This window comes from Paenibacillus sp. 1781tsa1 (assembly GCF_024159265.1).
In the GTDB taxonomy this organism is placed as follows: Bacteria; Bacillota; Bacilli; order Paenibacillales; family Paenibacillaceae; genus Paenibacillus.
In genome coordinates this window covers 5,400,556-5,427,075 of the sequence record NZ_JAMYWY010000001.1, presented here as the reverse complement: position 1 = coordinate 5,427,075, position 26,520 = coordinate 5,400,556, and the positions used below count along the sequence as shown (strand labels likewise).

The following is a 26,520-nucleotide window of genomic DNA, read 5'->3' as shown; positions in this document are numbered from 1 at the left end:
TGATAAGAAGATGAGGGGGACCCAGCGATGAAGCTTCAGGAAATGATCGGACTTGCCGTTTTTGATGTTGAGGACGGGAAGCAGGTCGGTAAAATCCAGGATTTCATTGTGAATGATGATTGGGAGATCGAAGGCATTGAGCTTGAGAACAAAGGTCTGTTTACCAATCATGTCAAAATCGTGCAGTGGCAAGATATCGTTGCCTACGGCGAAGATGCCGTCATGATCCGTAATCAACAGGCTGTCCGCAAGACGGGAGCCGACGACATAAAATACACGTACCTCCTCGGTCGGTCTAAATTGAAGGAGATGTCCGTGCTCACCGAAGAAGGTTTGCTGCTTGGGCGTGTCTCCGATGTTTATTTTGACCAAGAGTTGGGAAATACAATAATAGGGATTGAAATTACGGACGGTTTTGTGTCCGATCTGATCGAGGGCCGCAAATGGCTGCCATGTACAAGCGATATGTCCATCGGGGAAAGTGCCATCATGGTGCCGTCTCTGAGTGAACAACGCTTGGAAAATGCCATTCATTCTGTTAATGGATAGGTGAATGAATATGAAATGTCCAAACTGTAGTTCCAAAGATATCGGGAAAATTGGTTCCCACCAGTTTTATTGCTGGGGATGCTTTATCGAATTAACGGTGAACGGTGAGAAAATGTCTGTATATCAGGTGGAAGAAGACGGTACGCTAAGCTCCCTGGATGATCTGTTTTTCGGGGACGAGCTGCCACAAGACTTCCCTCATCTTCACGCTTCTTCTTAATAAGCTGGATAACTTCCTCTATATGCGGTTTCATGACAATGCATGTCATGGGATGCTGTCGTTATATGTTGGCAGATGTATATAGATGTGGTTACATAATGGTTCGGGTAGCACATGAATGATTATATGCTACCCTGTACTGCAAAATGCGCTTCCTTCTCTGATGAAGGAGGCGTTTTTTGGTTTAAGAAAAAATGTTCAATTTGCTCCTTCCACTTCTGCGCTGTGTTAATAAATATTACCTTTCCTACATATACTGACTCTCAGAGCCAGTCCAAAAGGAGAGATACAAGTGGAGCAATTAACCAAAAACAAGCTGTTCCGTTACGCGATCTGGCTGCTGCTCGGATTGATTATTCTATATTTTATCTGGTTGCTGCGGCCTTTACTGCTTCATATATATGCTTTCCTGAAAACAGTACTGGCACCCTTCATCGTAGCCCTTATTATATCCTATGTACTTAATCCGATTGTCAGCATGCTGGGAGGGCGCAAGGTGCCGCGTACGATTGCGGTACTGCTCATATATGCCTTTTTCCTGACCTGCATCGGTGTCATTCTGATGAATGTGATTCCGGTATTGATTGAGCAGCTGGAGGAACTTAACGAGCATATGCCGGAGCTGTCCATGCGTGCCCAGAGCCTGATGAACAATATGGATCACAAATTAATGCCACCAAGTGTGCGAACAGGCATGAACAGTTGGTTCTTTCAGATGGAGGATCGACTAACTCAGGGCATTACCGTACTAATGGACAATATTGGGGCCACCATTAATGTGTTATTCAATGTGTTCATCGTGCCATTTCTGATATTTTATATGTTAAAAGACTTTGAGGTGTTTGAGCGCACCATTGTGGCATATCTTCCGCGTTCACGCCGTAAAGCGATTGTCTCCGTGATGAAAGAGATTGATACTGCACTGGGGAACTACATTCGGGGCCAGTTTATTGTCTGTGTCATTGTTGGCATCTTTGCCTATATTGGTTATATCGTCATTGATATGCCGTATGCCCTGCTGCTTGCAAGTATTGTAGCTGTGTTTAATATTGTGCCTTACTTGGGGCCGTTCCTTGGTGCTGCTCCTGCTGTGGTCATGGCATCAACCGTATCTTTTAAAATGGTGCTGCTTGTTGTCATTGTGAACACCCTGTGTCAAGTGCTGGAGAGTAACGTTATTTCTCCTCAGGTGGTGGGACGTACGTTGCATCTGCACCCACTGTCCATTATATTTGCACTTCTCGTCGGAGGCGAACTGGCAGGCATTGTAGGTTTAATTCTGGCAGTACCCGTTTTTGCCGTACTGAAGGTAATTGTGCAACACTTTTTCGCCTATTACATCAAACGAAGGATCGACTAATAAGTAGGGTTAAAACATCAGCCAGCCCGCGTTGACACCCGGTTGTGCTACCGATATAATGAGTGTGTATGTTTAGAACATGAAATCGATGATGAAATAAAGTACGCCGAGGGTTCCTTTCCTCAGAGAATAGACTTCTTCGGATCAGGGTGAGCCTGAACTGATGGCTGGAAGAGTCTTGAAAGTTGAAGCGGCGGAAAGCTAATTTCGGAGTGCAGGACAACCCTGCCGGGAGCGACCGTTATTTCGCATGAACGAGGAGATTGTTTGTTTATCCGCGCAGCAAGGGATGAACAGCAATAACCAGGGTGGTACCGCGATAACATCGTCCCTGATTATTCAGGGGCGTTTTTTGTGTTTATTTTTACAAAACCAATGTTGACCAACCGGAGCGAATACGCAACGGACTATTATAATTTAATGGGGGCATCCAGTATGAAAGCCAGTGAAATCCGGTCCAAATGGATAGAGTTTTTTGCAAGTAAAGGTCACAAAATCGAGCCGAGCGCATCGCTTGTGCCTCACAACGATCCTTCCCTTCTGTGGATTAATGCAGGTATGGCACCGCTCAAGCCTTATTTTGACGGACGTGAGAAGCCGGAGAACCCGCGTCTTGCGAACTCCCAGAAGTGTATCCGTACCAATGATATCGAGAATGTCGGCAAAACGCGTCGTCACCATACGTTCTTCGAAATGCTCGGCAACTTCTCTATTGGAGATTACTTCAAGGAAGAGACCGTAACATGGGCGTGGGAGTTCCTGACCAGCAAAGAGTGGATCGGTTTCGATCCGGAGCGCCTATCCGTAACGGTATATCCGGAAGATGAGGAAGCATTCAAACTGTGGAACGAAAAAGTGGGACTGCCTGCTGAGCGTATCATTAAATTGGATGAGAACTTCTGGGATATCGGCGAAGGCCCATGTGGACCTTGTACCGAGATCTTCTATGACCGCGGCGAAGCTTACGGAAACGACATGAGTGATCCTGAAATGTATCCAGGTGGGGAAAACGAACGTTATCTGGAAGTATGGAATCTGGTATTCTCCCAGTTCAACCATAACAAAGACGGTAGCTACACACCTCTTCCTAACAAAAACATTGATACAGGTGCAGGTTTGGAGCGTTTTGCTTCCATTCTGCAAAATGTGGATTCCAACTTCGACACAGACCTGTTCCAACCGATGATTCAAAGAACAGCTGCTCTTGCAGGTGTGAAATATAACGACAGTGTCGAAACCGATGTTGCACTGAAAGTTATTGCCGATCATATTCGTACCGTTGCCTTTGCAGTAGGTGATGGCGTTCTGCCAAGTAATGAAGGACGTGGATATGTTATCCGCCGCTTGCTCCGTCGTGCTGTACGTTACGGAAAAGTATTGGGACTCGATCGTCCATTCCTGTATGAACTGACTACAACTGTTGGTGAAGTGATGGGAACGTACTACCCGGAAGTCGTAGACAAGCAGGAATTCATCGCTAAAGTGATTAAAACCGAAGAAGAGCGTTTCCACGAGACACTCACAGATGGTCTGGCTATTCTGGCTGATATCAGCGGTACAGCCAAATCGGAAGGACGCACCGTTATTAGCGGACCTGAAGCTTTCAAACTGTATGATACGTACGGTTTCCCGTTTGACCTGACAGAAGATTATGCTGCAGAGCATGGTCTGACTGTGGACCGTGAAGGTTTTGATGCTTCCATGCAGAAACAACGTGAGCTTGGACGTGCTGGACGTCAAGAGAACGAGAGCATGAAAGTCCAAGGCGGACCACTTGCTGACCTGGAGGTTAAAAGCGAGTTTGTTGGTTATACTGACCTGTTGACGGAAGCAAAAGTGGTAGCCATCGTCGCTGGTGACGCCCTTGTTGAATCTGTAGGCGAAGGACAAACGTGTCAGGTTGTTCTGGACAAGACTCCGTTCTACGCGGAAAGTGGCGGTCAAGTGAGTGATCAGGGCTTGCTGCGCGGGGCTAATGTAACAGCGAAAGTTCAAGGCTTGTTCAAAGCTCCACTCGGACAACACGTACATCTGGTGACTGTGGAGTCCGGTGAATTGCGTGTAGGTGATGTGATTAACGCTGAAGTGGATGCAGCCAAACGTGGCGACATTATCAAAAACCATACGGCAACCCACTTGCTGCACAAGGCACTCAAAGATGTGCTCGGCACACACGTAAACCAGGCAGGATCGCTCGTAGAACCACAGCGTCTACGGTTTGACTTCTCTCACTTCGGCAGCATCACGCCGGAAGAGTTGACAGAGATTGAGCGTCAGGTGAACGAACAGATCTGGAATCGTTTGAACGTGAACATCGAGCTGAAAGCTATTGATGAAGCCAAAGAAATGGGTGCGATGGCCCTGTTTGGCGAAAAATATGGAGATATTGTACGTGTTGTTCAAGTCGGAGACTACAGTTTGGAACTTTGTGGCGGCTGTCACGTAAATAATACTTCAGAGATTGGAATCTTCAAACTGGTGAGCGAGAGCGGAATCGGCTCCGGCGTTCGTCGGATCGAAGCTGTAACTGGCCGTGGCGCATATCTGTATGTGGAAAGCCAGTTGGAACTGCTCAAGCAATCAGCAGCACTGCTCAAAGCAAATGTGGCTGATGTGCCTAAACGGATTGAAGGTCTGAATCTGCAACTGAAAGAAGCAGCCAGAGAGACTGAATCCCTGCAAAGCAAGCTGAGTGCCATGGAAGCTGGTCAATTGACCGATCAAGTGGTACAAGCAGGAAATACTCAATTGCTGGCAGCACGCGTAGATGCTCCGAACATGGATGCACTGCGTACAGTGGCAGATGAGTTGAAAGTCAAATTGCCTAACGCGGTACTCGTATTGGGTGCTCCAGCGGACGGCAAAGTGAATTTTGTTGTAGCTGTACCTGCTGAACAAGTAAAACAAGGACTGCACGCAGGTAAAATCGTCAAAGAAGTCGCAGCAGTATGCGGCGGCGGTGGCGGTGGGCGTCCAGATATGGCTCAAGCCGGAGGCAAGGATGCTACCAAGCTGGATGAAGCGCTGAAACTGGCGGTTTCACTGGTTAGCGGGCATACTGCATAAATCGAACGAGGGGCTTTCAAAGGCCAAAATATAAGTCGAAATGGTTCTGTTCGTTTGTATTTTGTACCCGAAAGCGACTGGAATCCAATGATGCAGTATGCTGAAGCCAGTAAAGGACAAGCAAAAAACACAATTGCCTTATCCTTTGTTTACTTGTGGCAGTCAGAATATGTTATTATATAAACAGAAATCAATTCGGCAGGACATGGTCCCCATGTTCATGCAGGAGCGAGGTGTCATCAATGGACTCCATGGATAAGACGGTTAAATTTAATGTGAAAGGTGACGAACAGGAAGCATCATCCAAAGAGATTCTTCTCACGGTATATGATGCATTGGTCGATAAGGAGTATAATCCGATCAACCAGATTGTTGGGTATCTGATTTCAGGAGACCCGGCATACATTCCTCGTCACAACAACGCACGTAGTCTGGTCCGTAAGAAGGAGCGCGATGAGCTGATTGAAGAGCTTGTACGTTCCTATCTGGCCAATCACCGGTAATGTACGCCGCTTCCGCTGTGTTGCAGCCATGCAGGCAGCGGGAAATGAACCGACAGAAGACAGCCTGAAGCTTGATAAGGCGATGTTGAATCGACCTGAGCAGGCCCCAGGATGGGAGAGCATGGATGAAAATATTAGGTTTGGACTATGGGGACCGAAGAATCGGAGTTGCCGCGAGTGACGCCTTCGGTTGGACTGCCCAGGGATTGGAAGTACTTGAACGCCGCCGTGATGAAGGCGAGTTCGCTCGGATTGCCGAACTTGTGCGTGAGCATGAGATTAGTGAGATCGTAGTCGGACTTCCCAAAAACATGAACGGCACCGTAGGACCGCGCGGTGAGATATGCATTGCTTTTGCCGATCGCCTGCGGGATGAACTGAATTTACCTGTTCACCTTTGGGATGAACGACTGACAACCATGGCAGCAGAACGTACGCTGATTGAAGCGGATGTCAGTCGGAAAAAACGCAAACAGGTTGTGGACAAAATGGCCGCAAGCTTGATTTTGCAAAATTATTTGGATGCCAATAGTAGAAGGTGAGGGGGATCAACAATGGCTGAAGATCAACTGGGTATGGAAGAAGAAGCGGAAATCATTTACATTGCGGATGACGAGGGTAATGAAGAGGAATTCGAAGTCATCATGAAGTTTGAAGTAGATGGTTCGGAGGCCAAGTACATGATGGTTGCTCCGGTTGAACCTGAAGATGGCGAAACGGATGTATATGCATTCCGTTATGAAGAAGAGGGCGACGATATCAAACTTTTCGTTATCCAAGATGATGCCGAATGGGATATCGTCGAGGAGACGTTTAATACATTTCTTGCTGAAGATGAAGAGGAAGCGAACTAAATGACGGAATATAGCCGCAAAGACCTGAAATGGACAGATTCACTGCGTCTGGCATTCGGTGCTCATGTTGAGCTCGAGGAAGAGAACGGTAAATCACAACCGTATGACTTGTTGGCTGAGTTCGAAGTGAACGGTCAACAGTACGCGGTGCTCCGCAGTTCGTTGCGACCTTATGACGAGGTTGAACTTCTGCGGGTATCACCTGGAAGTGAAGGCCAGATCATGCCAGAGTTAGTTACGATCGACGATGATGATGAGTGGGAGAACATCTCTGAACTGTATGATGAATGTACACTCCCCATTGACGAAGATTAATCAGCTTCAAATTGAAGAAACCGGGAGGGCGGAGAAGTCCGCTCTTTTTGGTTGTGTAAAGGAGTTGTTTCTTTTTTGAAAGGGAAAGTAATAGTAGTCATACTGCTTATCATTGTAGTTCTTGCCGGAGGCGCAGGCGGTTACGTATGGAGTATGATGCGTCCCGTGGAAGCTTCTACAGAACCGGTCGTATTCGAGATTAAGAGCGGATCGGGAACTTCGAAAATCGCGGATCAGCTTCAAGAAGAAGGCCTCATTCGAAGCGGGTTAACCTTTAAAGGGTATTTAAAGTGGAAAAAACTAGGGTCTAATTTCATGGCGGGTACATATTCTATGAATCCTGGCGTGACATACGATGAGATTGTTAGCAAGCTGAGTAGTGGTGAAGTAGTACCGGAGGAAATGGTGAAATTTACGATTCCGGAGGGTTATACTGTTCTGCAAATGGCGGGTAAACTTTCTTATGAGCATGTTGTCGATCGGGATGAATTCATCAAGCTGGCCAACGATCCTTCGGCCTTCGATGTAGATATCCTCAAAGATATTCCAGTGGATGAAGAACTTCGCTACGTATTGGAAGGGTACCTGTTCCCGGAGACCTACGAGCTGAAAAAGGGAAGTTCCGCGCATGATGTGATGCAACGGATGCTGGAAGAATTCCAGACCAAGATTAATTCCATTCCTGATTTGGAAGCCAAGCTCCAAGAGAAAAATCTTTCACTGCACGAACTGCTGACCATTGCTTCACTGGTGGAGAAAGAAGTTGTAGTGGACGAGGAACGCGCTCTGGTTGCAGGTGTAATCTACAATCGGATCAATCAGGATATGAAGCTGGAGATCGATGCTACCGTGCAATATCTGCTCGACAGGCCAAAGGAGCGATTGTTCTACAAGGATTTGAAGGTGAAAAGTCCTTATAATACGTATCTGAATAAAGGCTTGCCACCAGGTCCAATTGCCAGTCCAAGTCTTCCGTCCATTGAAGCAGCGCTAAATCCGGAAGCTTCGGAGTATCTGTTCTATGTGACGAAAAAGGACGGCTCGTCTGGACATCTATTTGCCAAAACGTATAAGGAACACCAGCAAAATATAGCCAAAAGTAAGGCTGCGCAATAAGCGGAGGGGATTATATGAGTAAGAAACATGAACTGCTCGTTACAGCAGCGAATGTGAAAGAGGCAGAAGTGCTGCTCCAGGCTGGAGCAGATGCTCTTATCATTGGAGATGATCGATTCGGCATGCGTCTTCCAGGTAGCTTCAGCGTGGAGGAGACAGCAGAGGTGGTTGCCATTGCAGCTAAACATCAGGCGCGTGTGTATGTATCCATGACTAATCTGATGTCCAACGAGCTGTTGAAAGAATTGCCTGAGTATGTTCAAGCACTTGGTAGAATCGGTATTGATGGTGTGGAATTTAATGATCCATCCGTATTGGCTGCGATTAAGGAGTACGCTCCACACGTGAAGCTGCACTGGAATGCGGAGATGACTTCAACGAATTATGCAACGGCCAACTATTGGGGAACGAAGGGAGCGAGCCGCGTTGTGCTTGCCCGTGAGTTGAATATGGACGAGTTGACGGAGATGGTTCCTTTTCTGAAGGTGGAAGCGCAGGTTCAGGTGCATGGCATGACGAATATTTATCATTCCAAACGCAGTCTGGTGCAAAGTTATATGGCTCATCAAGGACGGCCAGTCGAGGGACATCTGGGGAAAGAACGTGGATTGTTCCTGATCGAGGCTGAACGCCGGGATGAGAAATTCCCGATCTATGAGGACATGAATGGCACGCACATTATGAGTTCGGAGGATATCTGTATCCTCGAGGATCTTCATCTGTTGATGGAGGCGGGTGTACACAGTTTCAAAATTGAAGGTATCCTAAAATCACTAGCCTACAATGAAGCTGTTGTACGTGCATATCGGACAGCGATTGACAGTTATGTTGCCGATGCTGATGCATATGCGTTCTCTGAAGAGTGGCTCAATGAGGTGCGGGAGTTACAAGACCCTGAACGTGAATTATCGTTTGGATTTTTCTATAAAGAACAAGTGTATTAATAGATGAGGTGAACAGAATGGAAACAGTGGCGGTACAGCGGAAGTTCTCGGGTAAACGTAACCGTCTGGACAAACCGGAGCTGTTAGCTCCGGCGGGTAATCTGGAAAAACTGAAATTTGCAATCCATTACGGTGCAGATGCCGTATATATCGGTGGACAGGCCTATGGACTGCGTTCCAACGCGGATAACTTCAGCTTCGAAGAGATGCGTGAAGGTGTGGAGTTTGCCAAGAAGTATGGAGCCAAAGTGTTCGTAGCGACGAACATCTATGCACATAATGAGGATATTGAGGGTATCGAAACATACCTGCAAAACCTCTATAATGCGGGAATCTCTGCGATCATCGTAGCTGATCCGGCTATTATTGAAGTAGCCCTACGTGCTGTGCCAGGTCTTGAGGTACATCTGAGTACGCAACAATCCACACTCAACTGGCAAGCTGTGAAGTTCTGGAAAGATGAAGGACTTCCACGGGTTGTTCTCGGACGTGAGACCAGCTTCGAAGAGATTGAAGAGATCAAGGCAAATGTGGACATTGAAATTGAAGCCTTTATTCACGGGGCGATGTGTTCCTCCTATTCCGGACGTTGCGTGCTCTCCAACCATTTTACGGATCGGGACTCCAACCGGGGCGGCTGTTGCCAGTCTTGCCGCTGGAAGTATGATTTGTTTGAAGATGTGAGAGAAGATACGGTGTGGGTTAGCGAAGAGGACATGCAGATGAAGGCACCTGCGCCATTCAAACTGGGTGAGAACCAGCTTCCTCTGTTCCAGGAACAGGATAATTCATTTTCGATGGGATCAAAGGATCTGTGCATGATTGGCCATATTCCCGAGTTGATTGATGTGGGTGTGGACAGTTTCAAGATCGAGGGACGTATGAAATCGATTCACTACGTGGCAACCGTGGTTAACGTATACCGTCAAGCCATCGATGCCTATATGGCAGATCCGGAGAATTATGTTCTGAAACCTGAATGGGTTGAAGAAATGAACAAAGCGGCGAATCGCCCGCTGAATACCGGATTTTTCTATGATACACCAGACCATGAAGATCATATCTATGAACCGGAAGAAAAGGCTGTGCCTTTTGACTTCGCTGGATTGGTCATGGGGTATGATGCTGAAACAGGCATGGCAACCATTCAACAGCGCAATCACTTCAAACCAGGACAGGAAATCGAATTTTTTGGTCCGGGTGGTCACTTTTTCAAACAGGTGGTCGGCGAAATACAGGATGAAGAAGGCAATATTCTAGATGCTGCTCGTCACCCTTTGCAACTGGTTAAAATGAAAGTGGATCAGCCGGTTTCCTATTTCGATATGATGAGAAAAAAGAAGTAGGCTCAAATACCTACAATGTGTCAATATTGTATTATGATTTAACAAAATAGTGTTATGAAATCAACATGTAGGGCCTCCGTTTATCGGCATATGGGGGTCTTTTTTTTATAGAAAAATAGGAATAAAGTTGTAAAATATTTCTGGGATATGAAAGGGGAACGAAGAAAACTGTCGAATACTACATATTTATAGGGGAGAGAAAGAAAAATCCAACAAGTAAATAACTGGCAGGTGAATGGGAATGGTTCAAAAGAAGCAGAAAGACAGTGGGGAGCAAGTGACAAAATCCGATCAGGTTAACCCTGAGCAGGTTCAGAAAGTAAAGAAAGAAAAAGAAGGTAAAAGTAAAATTACAGGGAATGGGAAAAAATTACTTAAGTTTGACCGTAGTAAATTAAAGCTGGGCTGGATCAAGACCGATTGGGTAAAAAAACAATTAAAAAACCGGGATTGGAAAAACCTTGGAGGGTCTTCTTTCAAACAAATTAGGAAGGCAAATCCTGTTAAATCCGTAGGGGTTAAACTGTTCTTGATCTTTTTTGCGGGGATCATGATTTTTGTAGTGAGTTTAGGTCTATTATCCTATTCAAAAGCCAAGGGTACGATAGAGAAAAATGCTTCGCGTGCCAATCAGGAGACCATTGATCAGACCAAACAAAAAATGGACATCATTTTGGAGAGATTTGTGGATACATCCACACAGATTTTCTTTGATCCAGAGATGCAGTCCTTGCTACAAAAAATGTCAGATAAGAATTTGACTGCGTATGATACATTCATAAACTCAAGTTCAATCAACAAGCAACTGTCCAATGTTGCATTTACAAATAAATCTATGGAAGCGATTTATTTGGTACCTACGGACGATACAAAGTCCATTATGGGTACAGGTAGCAACAGTTCATCCATGGGCAATATTCGCCAGGAAGCATGGTATAGTGAGTTGATTGAGGCGGGCGGTTATCGCTGGCTTCCAACAGAGGTCAAGGAAGATGGCTCAACGCCAACGTTTAAAATCGCACGTTCAATGAAAAACCTGCAGGGAACGACCCAGTCGTATGTTCTGGTTATTGAACTGAAACTGGAAGTTCTGGAGGAACAATTGAAATCGCTTGATCTGGGTTCAGGAGCTGTTCTTCAACTGATTGCTCCCGATAATAAAGTGGTTGCATCCTCCATCTCGGATCGTACGGGACAAGATACAGAGCTTGCATTTGTCAAAGAGTTGACCGAACCAGCAGGTAGCACGAATACGGAGTATACGGTAGATGGCAAATCTACGGAAATGTTGGCTGTATACAGTACGATGGATACATCCAATTGGAAACTGGTTGGTATGATACCTACCTCTGTTTTGGTTCAGGATGCAAAAGGCATTCTGACCCTGACCCTGTGGATGGCGCTGATTGATGCGGGGATTGCAGTATTGATCGGGGTTTGGATGGTGCGTATGATCGCTCGTCCACTCGGCAAATTGAAAGACCTGATGCAGGAAGGTTCTAAAGGTAATCTTAAAGTTCGTACACCATACAGATCCCAAGATGAAATCGGTCAGCTCTCAACCGCCTTCAATCTGATGATGGAGCAGATCACGAAGCTGGTTGAACAAACGAATCGTTCTGCGCAGGAAGTATTGGATACGGCCTCTGAGCTGAGCAGTGCATCCAAGAAAACGGCTGTATCTGCCTCGGAGATCGCCGTAGCTACAGAAGAGATCGCAGGCGGTGCAGGCAGTTTGGCAACCGAAGCGGAACGTGGTAACGAATTAACTGACAATATCTCTCGTCAGATGCAGAGTGTAATTGCTGCTAATGAACAGATGGGTGATTCTGCTCGTCATGTAGAGAAGTCCAGTCAGACAGGAACACAACATCTGAATCAGTTGATGACCAAAACCCAGAAAACAGAAGAAATGATTGGTGCACTGGTGAATAAAGTTGATTCGCTGAAAGAGAGTACGTCTTCTGTTCTGAAAGTGCTTGAAGTGCTGCAAAACATAACGAAACAGACGAATATCCTTTCCCTGAATGCGACCATTGAAGCAGCACGTGCCGGTGCAGCCGGACGCGGATTCATGGTGGTGGCTGATGAGGTTCGTCAGCTTGCGGCTCAATCCAGACAATCCATTGAGATGGTTGGAGAGATCACTGACAAAATCATGACCGAAATGAATGAGACCGTGGATGCTTTGTCTGCAGCCTATCCGTTATTCAAGGAACAGATGGATGCGGTTAAAGATACCAACGTCATCTTCGCTTCCGTACAGGAACAGATGGGGGCATTTGTGGAACGTTTGGGCATGGTGACAGGTTCTATTGGAGATTTGAACAAATCTCAAGGTACGTTGTCTGAAGCCATGAGCAATGTCAGCGCTGTAGCTGAAGAATCTTCTGCAACGTCTCAAGAAGTAGCTTCCTTGAGCAGTGAACAGCAAAATATCAGTAACCAGCTGGTAAATCTGTCTGGCAAGCTGGAGAATGTATCCACTGAACTGAAAGAAACCTTGTCACGCTTCACGGTGTAACAAGCCAACATTGAAATGAGGAGAACCTGCCCCGTACATGGGACAGGTTTTCTTTTGGTTTACCGGATAATTCCAAGCCTTATCAGCAATAATATGTCAAAACGACAAAAGGTGAGATTTGGATGCATCTCCTTGCGAAACGGCGAATCTATATAACTTGTATTCTTCTAACTCTTGTCTTTGGATTGCTTATATTGCGATTGGGATGGGTCCAGATCGTTCAGGTGAATCAGACCATGCCTGGATTTCAACGAACGGTACGTGAAATGTCCGTATTGCAGCGTGAACGCGGGGTGATGCTTGATACGGGCCGGGGGCAATTTACAGATTACAAGGGTGAGGCGTTGACCGGTAAGCTGCAATGGGGCTTGGTTCTTTTTCCACAGGAAGTGCCTTTAGTGAAACTACGCAAGCAAGGAGCATTAGAAGGCTCAGAGATGACAAAGTTGGCAGCTATATTACATACCGATCTGGATCAATTGAAGAAGGAATGGAATCAGGAAAATGTACCTCATTTCTGGACAGCAGGTGCAACTCAGCCTGTTCATTTGAGCGCTGCTCAGGTGGAGCGGCTGCGTAATTTGCACCTGCAAGGAGCTGGTATCTATCCAATGATGACACGGTATCTTCAGGGGCATACGGGAATGCAGTGGATGGGTTATCTGGCTGAACAGCCTGAGTCCTCCAAAGTTCTAACTGGACATCAGGATGAAGTAAAACAGCCATTTGCCATGAAATCAGGGGCAGCTGGACTGGAGAGGACACTTGAACCCTTGTTAAGGGGAATAGGTCCTACGCTTGTATCACGTATGGTCTCGGGTGGTGGTGAGATTATCCCGAATATTCAGCCGCACGTCATTGCACCGGGCAATAGCCATTATCCTTTACGAGTAGAAACCACTATAGATGCCGGGTTGCAGCGTGGGTTGGAGCAGTTGACAGAAGAATCTGGATTACAAGAAGGGGCCGTGGTTGTGTTAGATGCCGCTAACGCAGATGTTCGCGCCATGATCTCCCGCCCTTTCTATCAGCCACAACATGTAGACCCTAGAGAGTCATCCTGGGGGAATCGTGCAGTACAGGGAGCCGTACCGGGTTCCATTTTCAAAATTGTCACTGCGGCCGCTGCATTGGAATACCATGCGGTTTCGAATGGAGAAGAATTTCATTGTGGTGGTGAGTATGGAAAGTATGGTTTGTCCTGCTGGAAAGAGCATGGGCATGGAAACCTGAATCTGGAACAAGGATTCGCCGAGTCTTGCAACATCGTATTCGCGGAAACGGCGCGCAGGCTTAGTATGGAGCAACTGGAGAATACGGCAGATCGTCTGGGACTGGCGCGTCCTGTTGGTTGGGAGGGGAAACAGATGGCTGGGATGCCCGTCTTACGACACTTTGATCATGAAGATTACGGACGTGTGCGAACAGAGGCTGTGTCTTCTGGTGATGAAGGTGCGAAAATACAGACAGCCATCGGTCAGCGAGACGTCTTGGTCACACCGCTGCAAGCCGCCAATCTGATCGTGACACTGTTACATGATGGAAAGGTTAGTGCCCCACGCCTCGTTGAACGGATCCGATATGCGGATGGTGGCATCATGTTGGAGATGCCCTTGCATGATTCTCCTTCAGCCGCAGGACAGATTGCTCCTGCAACTGCGCATAAACTGTTATCCTGGATGAATAAGGTAGTCCGTGAGGGAACAGGAAAATCCCTGCAGCGTGCGCGGTGGCATGTTGCAGGGAAATCAGGTACAGCTCAGGTACAGAAACATGGGGAGAAGCGTAATCATCAATGGTTCATCGGTTATGGACCGATAGAACAACCCAAGTACGCTGTAGCTGTTCTTGTTCAAAATGTCTCTCCAGGTAGCCAACATCAGGCGACAGCTCTCTTCAGGAAGGTCATGGACTATTTGGCTGGGTCCTCGTGATCCTTCACAGGAACAGGCGTATGCATCGCGGACTCGGCAGAACTCGCTGAGGCCGTGCTAACGGGTGAGTCCATAACCAATGGAGAAGATTCAAATTCATCTTTTGGCAGGTGAATCCACTTTTGCAGGTACCCTTGTTGTAACAGTTCTTTCAGAAGGATCAGAAGCACTGGAGATAACACTACACCAGCCAGGCCGAAGATCGAAAGGGAGATCAGCATGAACGAAAGCATTAAGTACGCCGAAGATACACCAATCGAGTTACCCGATATCTTCGGTTCCAACAATTGTCGTGTCAGCATCGTCACTGCAAGAATCACAATCAGGCCGATGGCCAGGCTACTATTACCTATAATGAACAGGTAGACGATCCATGGAATGAATACAACAGGAACGCCAAGCAATGGTACCAGATCAAAAACCGCACAGACCGCTGCAATGGTAAAGGCGTTAGAGGTTCCCAAAATTAACAAACCTGCATAAATCAATACGAACGTAATGAGCATCATGATCATCTGCGCCTTCAGATACGAACGGATCGTCTTGAACACGTGATTACGCATGAATTCAATAGCTAACTTCAAGGTTTTGGGTGTCTTCGCACGGGCGAACTTGCGCCAGGATTCAATCTCGATACTGAGAAAGAAGGCCAGAATAATCGCAATTCCGAAGTTCGTAATAAACGAAGAGAATGAACTGAGGAAACCTACAATGAATTGCGCTCCGCTCGTTACCCATTTGGATAGGAAGCCGGTCAGTGTTGCAAAATAATCATTCGCTTTACCCATAATCCCATCTGGGAGAGCGTCTGACTTGTCCTGAATGAATAACACCAGATTGGTAAACTCACGCTGTATCATCTCAATGTATACAGGAAAATTATCTTGAAGATTGGATATCTGTGAGATAATAATCAAGCCCACACCAAAAAAGGCTGCGATAATTATCGCGAGAAATAACAGGACGGATATGGTAGCTCCAAGCGTTTTGGGCAGCCCTTTGCGATGTAGAAATTTGGCTAATGGCTCAATCATCCAGTACACAATAAATGAGAGAAAAACCGGTGCAGCGATTTGATATAATTGGCTAAAACTGTACATGATGACGTACACGGTTAATACGAGCAAAGCGATATCAAAGACAGTTCGCCCGTATTTTTTGTAAAGCGGTAGCATGGACATGGCTCCTTTGCAGGCAGATCAGTATAATGTATTTATTGTACACGATAGCTATCTTTTTGGGAAAACAGGATTCAAGAAAAGTCTGAACTATGATAAAATTAAAGGCGGTTTATTTTAGATAGTGCCAGAGCGCACCGTAATTCAGCAGGAGAAGTGGGGAGCATGCAACATGACAACGATACTTCAGAGTATTCTACTGTGGTTATTGTATCTTTCATCTTTTTACGCCTTTATTCCAAGTTTGATCAGCAGGCTTTTCGGTTTTCGTGTATTCCGACGGGGGAGAAGTGATACACAATTTGCATTAACGTTTGATGATGGGCCAGATCCACATTATACGCCGAGATTGCTCGATCTGCTTCGTCAGCATCAAGCAAAAGCAACATTTTTTGTCGTTGGAGAACATGCCGCGAGTCATCCTGAACTCATTCAGCGCATACATGACGAAGGCCATCTTATTGGCATTCATAATTATATTCACAAAACGAATTGGCTCATGCGGCCGCGTACGGTTCGTGACCAGATTCAGCGAACAGGTCAGATTATCCATGAAGTAACCGGCGTGAAGACTTGTTATTATCGTCCACCATGGGGGATTATGAATCTGTTTGATTTTTTCAGCAAGAAAGAACGAAAAATTGTATTGTGGTCTTCCATGTTTGAAGACTGGAGAAGCCGAGTAGGTGCCCAGAGATTGACCGAACGGATGCTGAAGGAGCTAAGAGGCGGAGAGGTTATGCTGCTGCATGATCGAGGAACGACCCTTGGTGCTGATGCACACGCGCCGGAGCAGATGCTTCAGGCGCTGGAAGTCGTATTACAGGAAGCTGAACGTTTGGGTCTGCAAAGCGTACGCGTTGATACGTTGATGGGAGGTGTTACAGTGAGCGAATCTCAGAACAAGAATCAACCACAGACAACGTTGAAGTTATGGAAGCGAATCGTTGTTGCCTTATGGCTGGGCTGGGAGAAGTTGTTCCACTGGGTATATCATCTGCGGACGGCTTCGCCAGAAGATCCAATGTTACACTTTCGATCTCGTGTATATCACGGAGCACGAATGGAGATGAGTGATGGCCATGTCATTCAAAACGGAGATCCGGTCATTGAACTGCATTTTGACAATCAGAAGTTGTTCGAACTTGGGGTGACTTCGCGTTCCAGCATGCATCTGGCTATTCGCATGATTCGGACGATGGAACAGCAATTGCCGGATTTGGCACGCATGGTAGCACTCGAACCTGAGTTACGCTCTGCCAAAGCCATATACGGTGTTAGTATGATTAACAGAGGTCCGGAAAAATTCGGATTTACCATACAAGAATTGCCCCCTGGACCGTTCAGCGCTGCATCCAAAGTATACCTGAAACTGCTCTTAAGTGTGATCCATCCGGCAGGAACCAAACGTCTGAAACAGCGTACAGAACAATTGGTACCCAAGATGATTGCCATGCCGCTGGATATACTGTTGGAGCGTTACGGTCAACATACGACGCAAGTGGCAGCAACGATGGAAGAATCCAGAGATGAATCGTTGTTAATTGATCAAGAGATATTGCCAGAGCGGAACTAAACGGACTAATTATACCATCCAGCAAAAGAAAAGGGTTGCCCTTCGCCAGATTTGGCAGAAGAGCAACCCTTTATTTATTAGATTGTTTCCAATAGCTCCAGTAATGGATAGCGTAAATTAGATACTCAGTACGCCACCGTTGCTTGCATTGGTAACCAGTTTGGAATAACGAGCTAGGTAACCGGTTTTTACTTTCGGTTCAAAGCCTTTCCAACCTGCGCGACGACGTTCAAACTCTTCGTCACTGATGTGCAATTCGATGATACGGTTGTTCAGATCCAGCTCGATGATGTCTCCTTCTTCAACAAAGGCGATTGGACCACCTTCAGCTGCTTCTGGTGAGATATGTCCGATACTGATTCCGCGGGATGCGCCAGAGAAGCGTCCATCGGTGATCAGACCAACTTTGGCACCCAACCCCATACCAACGATTTGGGAAGTAGGGGCTAACATCTCAGGCATACCTGGTCCGCCTTTTGGTCCTTCATAACGGATAACAACAACATGTCCTTCTTTTACTTTGCCGTTAGCAATACCTTCGAGCGCTTGCTCTTGGGAGTCAAAGCAGATGGCAGGACCTTTGTGGTATCCGCCAACTGATGCATCAACCGCACCAACTTTAATGATAGCTCCTTGTGGTGCAAGGTTACCAAACAATACAGCCAGGCCGCCTTTTTCAGAATGCGGGTTATCCAGATGGTGAATGACATTTGTATCCTGGATTTCTTTTCCTTCAACGTTCTCACGGATTGTTTTACCAGTAACCGTAATACAGTCTCCATGAATCGCGCCTGGTTTCTTGAGCAATTCGTTCAGCACTGCGCTTACGCCGCCTGCATTGTGTACGTCTTCGATGTGAAGATCGGAAGCAGGTGCAAGTTTAGCAAGATGCGGAACGCGGTTAGCTACTTCATTGATACGTTCAATTGGGTATTCAATGCCCGCTTCATGAGCCAGTGCCAGCGTATGCAGTACTGTATTTGTAGAGCCGCCCATCGCCATATCCAGTGCAAACGCGTTATCGATCGCTTCTACAGTAACGATATCACGTGGTTTCAGATCCATTTTGATAAGTTCCATCAGTTGTTTAGCAGATTGTTTAACAAACTCACGACGCTCAGGAGCAACAGCCAGGATGGTTCCGTTGCCTGGCATAGCCAGTCCCATCGCTTCAGCCAGACAGTTCATGGAGTTTGCTGTGAACATACCGGAGCATGATCCACAAGTTGGACAACCGAACTGTTCAAGTTCAAGCAAGCTCTTATCATCGATTTTACCTGCTTGGTAAGCGCCCACGCCTTCAAATACGGAAGTCAGGGAAAGAGCTTTACCATTGCTGTCACGACCGGCTTTCATTGGTCCACCGCTGACAAACACGGTAGGGATATTACAGCGGAGTGCACCCATCATCATGCCAGGTGTAATTTTATCGCAGTTTGGGATACATACCATGCCGTCGAACCAGTGAGCAGATACAACGGTTTCCACGGAATCCGCAATAATGTCACGGCTTGGCAGCGAGTAACGCATACCAATGTGTCCCATGGCAATTCCGTCATCTACACCGATGGTGTTGAATTCGAATGGAACGCCACCGGCTTCACGAATAGCATCCTTTACAATTTTACCGAATTCCTGCAGGTGAACGTGGCCGGGTACGATATCGATATAAGAGTTACATACGGCAATAAATGGCTTGCCGAAATCCTCTTCTTTAACGCCCGCTGCGCGGAGCAAACTCCGGTGCGGTGCACGGTCAAAACCTTTTTTGATCATATCGGAACGCATCTTCTTGGCTGACATGGTGTGTTTCCCCCCAAATATATAATATTGAGCAACATGAATGGAAAAGTAAATGGCAGTGCATCTGTCGTTTAATTTCATCCGTACTCTAAAAAAAGATCGGTTTGCCGGTGTCGAGCTCCCCGTAGTTTGTGAAATTCTTTGCTGCTTTAAACCCGTGAACACCCGGTTTTTCTATTGAGTCTATCACAACCGTCGTCATATTTCTACAATCAATAGAAAGAAGCCTCAAACCATTTTCATGGAATTAGACTTCTTGATTTGCGGGAAAGCTATGATCATGTTTCGATGTGGCGAGCGGAATTCATTAGTTGCTTCCGCCTTTGCGTCCAATCTCACGATAGAATTCCTTATTATGGGTTTCCGAGGTTGCTTCGCCGCCCTTGCGACCAATCTGCTTGTAAAAGTCAGTGTCATGGGCATCTGAAGTCGCTTCTCCACCTTTTTTTCCAATCATCTGGTAGAAGCTTCGATCATGGTTCTTGGACGTGGCTCTACCACCTAATCTACCGGCTTCCTCACGGCTCATCTTGCGTTCTGACGTCGGTTGACGTGCCATTACAAATCACTCCTTACAACAATAAGTTGTTTTTTGTAGCGCGTATCCCTAATTTACCACATCATTTCCAGCCTGAAACAACAAACCAGGATAGAATCGATGGCGAAGAGATCCGTCAGAGTGTTAGGCCGACCGTTTAAACACCTCATGCCGATTGAAAGAAAAGCGGGATATATCCGGTTCAATCAAGGGTTTGAACGTGTGACGTACAGCCGGCAGAGCCAGTGTGACTGCGAAGAGTACAGCGATGACAAGTACGACTGGAATATACGCCGAGCTTCCCATATAAGTGTAGACTCCAGACCAGATCGCGAGACGAACGAGAAACCCATGCAGCAGGAATACATAGAGTGTGCGTCGTCCAAGGTCCGTCAGTCTGGAAGTCAAGGATGGTACCCAGGCCAGGAACAGTGCTGCCGATGCGATTTCCAGCAAGTAGACGCCAAGTCGGAAGATGCCGGCATACCATTCGTGGTGGCCCAATTCGGCGTATGTCATGCTGCCGAGTAACCATCCCGATGTAATATTCAAACCGCCATACCCAATCCACACCAGCAGTGCAGCGGAGAGAATTGCTGCGGTTCTTCGCCCCCAACCGGATAATAAACGAGAACGGATGGATGCCCCATAGTCATAACCGATGACAAAGAACGGCAGGAACACAAACGTACGGCTGAAGCTGAGCCAGAATCCGTCGATGGGCAAATACCCGGCAAGTACACCGAGCGCAATCGATCCAATCAGCCGATATATCGGTTTCCATGAAATCGTGAGACGAAGCAACAGTCGCCAACAGAAATGACTCGCGAGAAACCATAACAGCAAGTATGGTGCAAAAAAGGATAGCCGCATATGGGGTGTGTGGAACACGGTAAAGTCCATTAATGCGTATAAGGACTGAAACAGGACATATTGCAAGGCAATCTGTTTCAGGACGTTTCGCCCCGAGGCACCTTGAAGTGAGTGTGTCGCAAAATACCCGGTTACCCATACAAATAGTGGCATGTGAAACGTATATATCCACAGGAACAGAGCTTCTGCTCCTGCAAAGCGTGTGATGAGTGGTTCCAGTGCATTACCGGCAAGGACGCAGACGATAAGCATAAAGCGCAGATTATAAAAGAAAGATTCCTGATCATCCTGGATCAGCGTCTGATTTTTCATGATGTAGCCCCCTTATAGACCCTAGTTGCAAGGTCATTTGCATCTGTAATAAGGGTAATACGGATGTACATTATCTATTGTGATTTAATTCACATTAGTAAGCGTTATCTTTTCTCAAAGCTGTGACAACAAAATGAACGCTCCGGGATTGACAACGGTTGCATAGAGGATGACAATAGTAACAGAAGATGAGGAAATGTAACGATAAGGAGGGAAGAAATCATGTCAACGAGTCCCAATCCAAGCCCGGAAATTATTACGTTTGGGGAGAGTATGGGTTTGCTGACTGCCAAAGATACAAGAGGGCTGGAATATGCAGCCACACTGGACAAGTCGTTTGGGGGTGCCGAGAGCAATCTGGCTATTGGTGTATCCCGGCTCGGGCATACCAGTGGCTGGTTTGGACGTTTGGGCAATGATCCGATCGGCAACATGATTCTGAAAGCCATTCGTGGTGAAGGCGTAGATGTATCACGTGCAAGGTTAAGTGATCACGAGCCCACTGGTTTGATGATTCGTGAGAACGCTTCCGGGAAAGCCTCGGTACATTATTATAGGAAGCTTTCGGCAGCAAGTGCGATTACACCAGATGATCTGGATCCCGCATATATTGCCGGAGCTAAGATATTGCACGTTACAGGTATTACAGCCGCGATTAGTTCGTCTGGACTTGAAACGGTAGAAGCTGCCATACATATTGCCAAACAGGCAGGTGTGAAAGTAAGCTTTGATCCAAATCTGCGTCTCAAACTGTGGTCAGCGGATGAGGCCCGTCCGGTTATACTGCGTCTGGCTGAACTGGCGGACTACTTTTTACCGGGTCTCGACGAGATGAAACTTCTATACAACGAAGAAAATGATCAAAAAGTACTTGAGCGTTTATCTTCCATGAATGCTGTGTGCATCGTGAAGGGTGGCCCTGATTTGACCTACGTATTGGCGAATGGTACCCTAACGGAAGTTCCGTACTTTAAGGCGGAGCATGTTCTGGATACGGTAGGAGCAGGAGATGGATTTTGCGCGGGATTTTTATCGGGTTTGTTAAAAGGATACTCCCCGCAGGAAGCAACCCGTCTCGGCAATTTGACCGGTTCCATGGTTATACAGGCTGTTGGCGATTGGGAAGCGCTCCCGACGTGGGGGCAGGTCGAGGCCAAGCTGAACAACGTTGCCCATGTTGAGCGCTAGTCGCTGCTGAAATCATATATGGCTCATCTTCGTTCTTCAAAATGTAAGGCTTGTACACACAACCACCACATTGACAAGGGAGAGAATGAAATGAAGAAGCTTCAGTTGTTGCAAAAGATTACGGACAATGGGGTTGTGGCAGTTCTGCGTGCAGATTCTGCGGATCAAGTCATTGCCATGGCCGAGCAAGCGATTGCGGGTGGCATTAAAGTTATCGAGATTACGATGACCGTACCCAGTGCACTCAAAGCCATTGAAAAATTAAGCCGTGTATACCATTGGAACACACAAGATCCAGAGAAATTCGCAATTATTGGTGCGGGAACGGTGCTAGAACCGCAAACGGCAAGAGCGGCCATCATGTCGGGTGCCGAGTTTGTTGTCGGACCTTCCCTGAATCCGGATACCGTTCAGATCTGCAACCTGTATCGAATTCCGATTCTGCCCGGTGTGATGACGATTGCTGATGTTCAACGCGCATTGGAACTTGGTGTGGACATCGTGAAGTTGTTCCCGGGTAATCTGTACGATCCTTCAATTATCAAAACAATGAAGGGTCCTATGCCGCAGGCGAATTTTATGCCAACTGGCGGAGTATCTTTATCTAATCTGGGGGATTGGATCAAGGGTGGAGCAGTGGCTGTAGGTATCGGCTCTGACTTGACATCGGAAGCTGTGAAGACGGGTGACCTGAGTCATGTCCGTCGCAAAGCGGAACAATATATGGATGCTTACCGCAAGGCCAAGGCTGAATAATATTTTTTCAATTCGGAGAAGGGGAGCCTGATTAACGAAGGCTCCCAATTCTTTGAGCCGCGGCACCTGCGGAAGTGGAGAAAGGTGATTAACGTTGAGAAATCGGTATAATACAGGGCGCAAGAAGAGGGGCATCGGGAAATTCCTGCTCGTACTTCTGGCGCTCATTGTCATTGGATGTGGATTTGTTGCGTGGAAATTATTCACACCATACGGTCCACAGGAAACAGCTCAAACGGCCATGGAAACAGCCAACCAGGTGACGGTGAGCGAACAAGAGAACTGGATTGATTTTGTGCCAGACAAACCGGTTGGCAAGAGTGTTCTTTTCTACCCTGGCGGACTGGTGAAACCGGAGAGTTATGCACCACTTGCCCATGAGCTGGCTGCTGCCGGTCATCACACGATTATTGCCAAGATGCCAGTTAATCTGGCAGTGCTCAAGCAAAACCTGGCAGATGAGATTCTGGCCGCATATCCAGATGAACAATTCGTCATGGGTGGACATTCTCTCGGTGGGTCCATGGCTGCACGTTATGCAGCATCGCATCCTGATGCACTACAGGGCATCTTCTTCTTGGCATCCTACCCGGATGAAAAAGGAAGCGTAAAGTCACTTGGAATACCTGCTTTATCTATTCTGGGTACCAAAGATGAGGTCGTGAATGCCACGAAATACCAGAGTGGACGGATGTATCTTCCGGAAGACACGGTATATTACACCATTGAAGGTGGTAACCACGCCCAGTTTGGTGATTATGGTCATCAAAAAGGGGATGGCGAGCCGGAAGTGAGTGGAGAAGAACAGCTGAATCAGACCGTCAAGACGGTTCTGGGTTGGTTAAGTACCATTAAGTAGATTTTGATTATTCTGCATTAAGGGCTGTATGCATTTATAGCATAACTTGATGGAGGTGATGCGGATGACCATGCTTCAAGTGAATGGAGCGCAGATCCCATGTAAAGGTATCCTGTTCGATAAAGATGGAACACTGCTGGAATTCCTCCAGTTATGGGGGCCGTGGGCAGAGAGGTTACTGGATCAGTTACAATCACGTATGAACGAACTTGGTGCTTCATTTACGGTTGAACGGGATTACGTTCTGGGCACCACCCATAACTCACAAGGTCATATTGTTGGATATGATCCGCAAGGCCCGCTGGCCATTGCAACTGTGGATGAGTGCACGGGATTGCTTGCCGGGCAGCTATATGCAGCAGGCATGCCGTGGAATGAAGCGATCACAACGATACGCCAATTTTCAAGTGTAGCCATGCGAGAGGTACGAGAGCGCAAATCGGCTGAACCCATGCCAGGATTGCTGGCTTTTTTGCAGAGTTGCCGGGCAGCGAACATACCTCTGGCGGTCGTCACTTCAGACAGTACAGCGGCAGCTGAAACACATTTGAATTGGATGGGGATCCGTTCCTTTTTTACATCCATTGTAGGCTGTGATCGGGTGACCCAGGGCAAACCGGATGGAGAAGCAGCACTCTTGGCTTGCCGCGAATTACATATCGATCCTGCGGAGGCCGTTGTCATTGGAGACAGCAATGGGGATATGCAGATGGGACGGCATGCAGAGGTATCCTATACGCTTGGTTACTGTCCGCAGTTAGATCAAGGATCGCACCTGGTTGATGCCCATGCCATTATTCGTCATTATAATGAGCTAAGCGTGATTATATAAGTCACTCTGGTCAGATTGAACTATATAAAAGGAGGAGAGAGGATGAACGCAACAGAACAACTGGCTGCCTGGATTCAGGAAAGTTCCCGTATTGTTTTTTTCGGAGGGGCCGGGACTTCAACGGAAAGCGGGATTCCCGACTTCCGTTCGGCTGCGGGTCTGTATCAGACGGAGCAGCATTCGCCTTATCCACCGGAAGAGTTGTTAAGTCGGCATTTTTTTGATCAACATGCCGATATTTTTTATGATTTTTATCGAGGCAAAATGCTTCATCCAGATGCGGAACCGAATGGGTGTCATCGACTGTTAGCCCGTCTGGAGCAGGAGGGAAAACTTCAGGCAGTGATCACGCAAAATATCGACGGACTGCATCAGAAGGCAGGCAGCAGCACTGTCTTGGAGCTACATGGCTCAGTTCATCGTAATGCCTGCATGGATTGCAAGCAGTTTTATGCGCTGAATGATATTATACAATCCCAATATACCGTACCTCGCTGTACCACATGCGGTGGTGTTATCAAGCCGGATGTTGTGCTGTACGAGGAGGAGCTGGATCAGACAACATTGTATCGCTCCATTGATGCATTGTCTGCTGCAGATCTGTTACTCGTGGGCGGCACATCACTTACGGTATATCCAGCAGCACAGTTAATTACGTATTTTCAGGGAAAACATACCGTTCTGCTCAATGCTACACCTACCGCTTACGACAGCAGGGCGGATTTGCTGATTACAGAGCCGATTGGTGAGGTAATGAATCATGTGGACCAGCTTCTTGGTTAAACGTATGGACTGAATAACCGCATTCGCCGGTGTTGACCGGATCAGGAGGCGGAACCTGGGGAAAGAAGGGATTCATGATGGTCTACGTAGCAAGCGATACTCGCTATGAAACGATGAAATACAACCGCGTTGGACGTTCAGGTTTGAAACTGCCAGCGATTTCACTGGGGCTGTGGCATAATTTTGGTGGTATCAATAACGCTGAGAATGGCCGTAATATGATCACCCGATCATTTGATCTGGGTATTACCCATTTTGACCTTGCCAATAATTATGGCCCACCGGCAGGTTCGGCAGAGCAGTTGTTTGGACAGGTGCTTGCCCAGGATCTGAAACCTTATCGGGATGAACTTGTGATCTCCACCAAAGCGGGATATTATATGTGGCCCGGGCCGTATGGCGAGTGGGGCTCACGCAAAAATCTGGTATCCAGTCTGAATCAGAGCTTGAAGCGGATGGGCCTGGATTATGTGGATATTTTCTATTCCCACCGTTATGATCCCGAAACGCCTTTGGAAGAAACGATGATGGCACTGGATCATATTGTTCGCTCGGGTAAAGCCCTCTATGTAGGAATCTCCAACTATCCCGCAGACCAGACGAGAGAGGCCGCTGAGATTCTCAAAAGTTTGGGTACGCCGCTGTTGATCCATCAACCGAAATACTCGATGCTGGATCGCTGGATTGAAGATGGTTTGCAGGACGTGCTGGATGAGTATGGAACGGGCAGTATTGCTTTCTGTCCACTGGCACAAGGTGTACTCACGAACAAATACTTGAATGGGATCCCGGAAGACTCACGTGCCAAAGGACCGTCAGTATTTCTGAATGAGAGCAACATCTCTCCAGAGACGCTCCGCAAAGTGCGTGCGCTGAACCAGATTGCAGCAGCCCGTGGTCAGAGCTTGGCCCAATTTGCACTTTCATGGGTTCTGCGTAATGGCAGGGTAACATCTGCGCTGATTGGCGCGAGCCGTCCTTCCCAGATTGAAGAGAATGTGGCTGCACTCAGCCAATTAGACTTCTCTACAGAGGAATTGGAACGGATTGAGTCCATTCTGTCTCCGAAGCCTGATGACAAATAAATAAAG

At 47.1% G+C, this 26,520-nt stretch carries 23 protein-coding genes and 1 pseudogene; 20 read left to right on the top strand and 4 right to left on the bottom strand.

All coding sequences use genetic code 11. The annotated features are described in order from the left end of the window. Window positions 1–27 precede the first annotated feature (27 nt). The 13 genes from NKT06_RS24400 to NKT06_RS24340 all read left to right on the top strand — a co-directional run bounded on the left by NKT06_RS24400 (window position 28) and on the right by NKT06_RS24340 (window position 14,731). Complete coding sequence (locus NKT06_RS24400) at window positions 28–549, top strand: PRC-barrel domain-containing protein (protein WP_017686814.1); 522 nt, start codon at window positions 28–30, stop codon at window positions 547–549. Between the two features lie 10 nt (window positions 550–559). After that, window positions 560–769 (top strand): hypothetical protein, encoded by a 210-nt coding sequence (locus NKT06_RS24395; RefSeq protein ID WP_017686815.1) that lies wholly within the window; start codon window positions 560–562, stop codon window positions 767–769. A gap of 292 nt (window positions 770–1,061) precedes the next feature. Next, window positions 1,062–2,129, top strand: a complete 1,068-nt coding sequence (locus tag NKT06_RS24390; RefSeq protein WP_253440170.1) for an AI-2E family transporter — start codon at window positions 1,062–1,064, stop codon at window positions 2,127–2,129. A 435-nt stretch (window positions 2,130–2,564) separates the two neighbouring features. After that, the gene (gene alaS, locus NKT06_RS24385) at window positions 2,565–5,195 is read left to right on the top strand and encodes an alanine--tRNA ligase (RefSeq protein ID WP_253440167.1); all 2,631 of its coding nucleotides are present in this window, start codon (window positions 2,565–2,567) and stop codon (window positions 5,193–5,195) included. Between the two features lie 242 nt (window positions 5,196–5,437). Then, window positions 5,438–5,698, top strand: coding sequence for an IreB family regulatory phosphoprotein (locus NKT06_RS24380; protein ID WP_036616950.1), 261 nt, complete (start codon window positions 5,438–5,440; stop codon window positions 5,696–5,698). Window positions 5,699–5,823: 125 nt separating this feature from the next. After that, window positions 5,824–6,240: a Holliday junction resolvase RuvX gene (gene ruvX / locus NKT06_RS24375; RefSeq protein ID WP_036616953.1), complete on the top strand. Its 417-nt coding sequence runs from the start codon at window positions 5,824–5,826 to the stop codon at window positions 6,238–6,240. Between the two features lie 12 nt (window positions 6,241–6,252). Further along, complete coding sequence (locus NKT06_RS24370; RefSeq protein ID WP_017686820.1) at window positions 6,253–6,552, top strand: DUF1292 domain-containing protein; 300 nt, start codon at window positions 6,253–6,255, stop codon at window positions 6,550–6,552. Then, complete coding sequence (locus NKT06_RS24365) at window positions 6,553–6,867, top strand: DUF1292 domain-containing protein (RefSeq protein WP_253440164.1); 315 nt, start codon at window positions 6,553–6,555, stop codon at window positions 6,865–6,867. Window positions 6,868–6,942: 75 nt separating this feature from the next. Further along, window positions 6,943–7,983 (top strand): endolytic transglycosylase MltG, encoded by a 1,041-nt coding sequence (gene mltG / locus NKT06_RS24360; protein WP_253440162.1) that lies wholly within the window; start codon window positions 6,943–6,945, stop codon window positions 7,981–7,983. A gap of 14 nt (window positions 7,984–7,997) precedes the next feature. Further along, window positions 7,998–8,927, top strand: a complete 930-nt coding sequence (locus tag NKT06_RS24355; RefSeq protein WP_253440159.1) for a peptidase U32 family protein — start codon at window positions 7,998–8,000, stop codon at window positions 8,925–8,927. Between the two features lie 17 nt (window positions 8,928–8,944). Further along, window positions 8,945–10,273, top strand: coding sequence for a peptidase U32 family protein (locus NKT06_RS24350; protein WP_253440157.1), 1,329 nt, complete (start codon window positions 8,945–8,947; stop codon window positions 10,271–10,273). Between the two features lie 235 nt (window positions 10,274–10,508). Further along, window positions 10,509–12,797, top strand: a complete 2,289-nt coding sequence (locus NKT06_RS24345; protein WP_483311595.1) for a methyl-accepting chemotaxis protein — start codon at window positions 10,509–10,511, stop codon at window positions 12,795–12,797. Window positions 12,798–13,033: 236 nt separating this feature from the next. Further along, a complete protein-coding gene (locus tag NKT06_RS24340; RefSeq protein WP_253440153.1) occupies window positions 13,034–14,731 on the top strand; it encodes a peptidoglycan D,D-transpeptidase FtsI family protein in 1,698 nt (565 codons plus the stop codon). Here the strand turns inward: NKT06_RS24340 and NKT06_RS24335 are convergent. Beyond that, a complete protein-coding gene (locus NKT06_RS24335) occupies window positions 14,710–15,906 on the bottom strand; it encodes an AI-2E family transporter (RefSeq protein WP_253440151.1) in 1,197 nt (398 codons plus the stop codon). The genes NKT06_RS24340 and NKT06_RS24335 overlap by 22 nt on opposite strands. 175 nt (window positions 15,907–16,081) lie before the next feature. Here NKT06_RS24335 and NKT06_RS24330 point away from each other — a divergent pair, with 175 nt between their 5' ends. Beyond that, window positions 16,082–17,485 carry a polysaccharide deacetylase family protein gene (locus tag NKT06_RS24330; RefSeq protein WP_253440149.1) on the top strand — a complete coding sequence of 468 codons (1,404 nt, stop codon included), beginning with the start codon at window positions 16,082–16,084 and terminating at the stop codon, window positions 17,483–17,485. Between the two features lie 117 nt (window positions 17,486–17,602). Here NKT06_RS24330 and ilvD read toward each other — a convergent pair whose 3' ends face one another. The 3 genes and pseudogenes from ilvD to NKT06_RS24315 all read right to left on the bottom strand — a co-directional run bounded on the left by ilvD (window position 17,603) and on the right by NKT06_RS24315 (window position 21,011). After that, window positions 17,603–19,288, bottom strand: coding sequence for a dihydroxy-acid dehydratase (gene ilvD / locus NKT06_RS24325; protein ID WP_074096200.1), 1,686 nt, complete (start codon window positions 19,286–19,288; stop codon window positions 17,603–17,605). A gap of 316 nt (window positions 19,289–19,604) precedes the next feature. Then, window positions 19,605–19,847: pseudogene (locus NKT06_RS24320) on the bottom strand (KGG domain-containing protein); the annotation flags it as partial. 123 nt (window positions 19,848–19,970) lie between these two features. Further along, window positions 19,971–21,011 (bottom strand): acyltransferase family protein, encoded by a 1,041-nt coding sequence (locus NKT06_RS24315; protein ID WP_253440148.1) that lies wholly within the window; start codon window positions 21,009–21,011, stop codon window positions 19,971–19,973. A 222-nt stretch (window positions 21,012–21,233) separates the two neighbouring features. Here NKT06_RS24315 and NKT06_RS24310 point away from each other — a divergent pair, with 222 nt between their 5' ends. From NKT06_RS24310 to mgrA, 6 genes are all read left to right on the top strand, one after another. Next, window positions 21,234–22,199: a sugar kinase gene (locus NKT06_RS24310; RefSeq protein WP_253440146.1), complete on the top strand. Its 966-nt coding sequence runs from the start codon at window positions 21,234–21,236 to the stop codon at window positions 22,197–22,199. Between the two features lie 90 nt (window positions 22,200–22,289). After that, window positions 22,290–22,955, top strand: coding sequence for a bifunctional 2-keto-4-hydroxyglutarate aldolase/2-keto-3-deoxy-6-phosphogluconate aldolase (locus NKT06_RS24305; protein ID WP_017686833.1), 666 nt, complete (start codon window positions 22,290–22,292; stop codon window positions 22,953–22,955). A gap of 94 nt (window positions 22,956–23,049) precedes the next feature. Further along, a complete protein-coding gene (locus NKT06_RS24300) occupies window positions 23,050–23,814 on the top strand; it encodes an alpha/beta fold hydrolase (RefSeq protein WP_253440144.1) in 765 nt (254 codons plus the stop codon). 64 nt (window positions 23,815–23,878) lie between these two features. After that, window positions 23,879–24,646, top strand: a complete 768-nt coding sequence (locus NKT06_RS24295) for an HAD family hydrolase (RefSeq protein ID WP_253440141.1) — start codon at window positions 23,879–23,881, stop codon at window positions 24,644–24,646. Window positions 24,647–24,688: 42 nt separating this feature from the next. Continuing rightward, entirely contained in the window at window positions 24,689–25,429 is a 741-nt protein-coding gene (locus tag NKT06_RS24290) for an NAD-dependent protein deacylase (RefSeq protein WP_253440138.1), read from the top strand. 77 nt (window positions 25,430–25,506) lie between these two features. Further along, window positions 25,507–26,514: an L-glyceraldehyde 3-phosphate reductase gene (gene mgrA / locus NKT06_RS24285; protein WP_253442772.1), complete on the top strand. Its 1,008-nt coding sequence runs from the start codon at window positions 25,507–25,509 to the stop codon at window positions 26,512–26,514. Window positions 26,515–26,520 lie beyond the last annotated feature (6 nt).

What these genes read in the sequence shown, in the direction of transcription:
- NKT06_RS24400 (WP_017686814.1), top strand. Translation starts at nt 28, where the DNA reads ATGAAGCTTCAGGAAATGATCGGACTTGCCGTTTTTGATGTTGAGGAC.
- NKT06_RS24395 (WP_017686815.1), top strand. Translation starts at nt 560, where the DNA reads ATGAAATGTCCAAACTGTAGTTCCAAAGATATCGGGAAAATTGGTTCC.
- alaS (WP_253440167.1), top strand. Translation starts at nt 2,565, where the DNA reads ATGAAAGCCAGTGAAATCCGGTCCAAATGGATAGAGTTTTTTGCAAGT.
- NKT06_RS24380 (WP_036616950.1), top strand. Translation starts at nt 5,438, where the DNA reads ATGGACTCCATGGATAAGACGGTTAAATTTAATGTGAAAGGTGACGAA.
- ruvX (WP_036616953.1), top strand. Translation starts at nt 5,824, where the DNA reads ATGAAAATATTAGGTTTGGACTATGGGGACCGAAGAATCGGAGTTGCC.
- NKT06_RS24370 (WP_017686820.1), top strand. Translation starts at nt 6,253, where the DNA reads ATGGCTGAAGATCAACTGGGTATGGAAGAAGAAGCGGAAATCATTTAC.
- NKT06_RS24365 (WP_253440164.1), top strand. Translation starts at nt 6,553, where the DNA reads ATGACGGAATATAGCCGCAAAGACCTGAAATGGACAGATTCACTGCGT.
- NKT06_RS24355 (WP_253440159.1), top strand. Translation starts at nt 7,998, where the DNA reads ATGAGTAAGAAACATGAACTGCTCGTTACAGCAGCGAATGTGAAAGAG.
- NKT06_RS24350 (WP_253440157.1), top strand. Translation starts at nt 8,945, where the DNA reads ATGGAAACAGTGGCGGTACAGCGGAAGTTCTCGGGTAAACGTAACCGT.
- NKT06_RS24345 (WP_483311595.1), top strand. Translation starts at nt 10,509, where the DNA reads ATGGGAATGGTTCAAAAGAAGCAGAAAGACAGTGGGGAGCAAGTGACA.
- NKT06_RS24340 (WP_253440153.1), top strand. Translation starts at nt 13,034, where the DNA reads ATGCCTGGATTTCAACGAACGGTACGTGAAATGTCCGTATTGCAGCGT.
- NKT06_RS24335 (WP_253440151.1), bottom strand. Translation starts at nt 15,906, where the DNA reads ATGCTACCGCTTTACAAAAAATACGGGCGAACTGTCTTTGATATCGCT.
- NKT06_RS24330 (WP_253440149.1), top strand. Translation starts at nt 16,082, where the DNA reads ATGACAACGATACTTCAGAGTATTCTACTGTGGTTATTGTATCTTTCA.
- ilvD (WP_074096200.1), bottom strand. Translation starts at nt 19,288, where the DNA reads ATGTCAGCCAAGAAGATGCGTTCCGATATGATCAAAAAAGGTTTTGAC.
- NKT06_RS24315 (WP_253440148.1), bottom strand. Translation starts at nt 21,011, where the DNA reads ATGAAAAATCAGACGCTGATCCAGGATGATCAGGAATCTTTCTTTTAT.
- NKT06_RS24310 (WP_253440146.1), top strand. Translation starts at nt 21,234, where the DNA reads ATGTCAACGAGTCCCAATCCAAGCCCGGAAATTATTACGTTTGGGGAG.
- NKT06_RS24305 (WP_017686833.1), top strand. Translation starts at nt 22,290, where the DNA reads ATGAAGAAGCTTCAGTTGTTGCAAAAGATTACGGACAATGGGGTTGTG.
- NKT06_RS24295 (WP_253440141.1), top strand. Translation starts at nt 23,879, where the DNA reads ATGACCATGCTTCAAGTGAATGGAGCGCAGATCCCATGTAAAGGTATC.
- NKT06_RS24290 (WP_253440138.1), top strand. Translation starts at nt 24,689, where the DNA reads ATGAACGCAACAGAACAACTGGCTGCCTGGATTCAGGAAAGTTCCCGT.
- mgrA (WP_253442772.1), top strand. Translation starts at nt 25,507, where the DNA reads ATGGTCTACGTAGCAAGCGATACTCGCTATGAAACGATGAAATACAAC.